The organism is Syntrophomonas wolfei subsp. methylbutyratica (assembly GCF_001570625.1).
GTDB classification, from domain to species: Bacteria; Bacillota; Syntrophomonadia; order Syntrophomonadales; family Syntrophomonadaceae; genus Syntrophomonas; species Syntrophomonas methylbutyratica.
In genome coordinates, this window is record NZ_BBQT01000072.1 from 1 (window position 1) to 488 (window position 488).

Genomic DNA, 488 nt, shown 5'->3' on the forward strand with positions numbered 1-488 from the left:
TGACCTTTGCGAGAGAACTTTCTCATTTTGCTTTGCGAAATAATTTGCATTATCTCTTTAAAGCGGCAATGAAATTGTTCCTACTTTCTTTCCCTCTATGCAGTTTCCAAAGAACTTTGGAGACACGGCCCAGTGAATCATGCCCGACTGGGCGCTGATGTACTATGCTGTGTCCCATGCGTGGGTTTCCAGCGAATCAAGCCGTAAGGCCTAGATGAACTGTTGAAACCTACCGCGAAGGTTTATATATAAAACGAACAGTCAAGACCAGAAGGATCGACCGGTAGGAGAAGTGGGAGGTGGGAAGTTGGAGGTTAGACAATTTGTTGGAATTGTCTGCGCCAATTCCTCTCTCTTCCACTTGTCCGGGAGGAAGCTTTGCTTCTTCCTCTCCTTACTCCTTAGAAAGGAGGTGATCCATCCGCACCTTCCGGTACGGATACCTTGTTACGACTTCACCCCAATTACCAACCCCACCTTGGACGGCT

General features: G+C 47.5%; 1 rRNA gene. It reads right to left on the bottom strand.

Annotation, left to right across the window (positions count from 1 at the left end):
* Positions 1-405: 405 nt before the first annotated feature.
* Positions 406-488, bottom strand: a 16S ribosomal RNA gene (locus AWB54_RS15060); the annotation flags it as partial.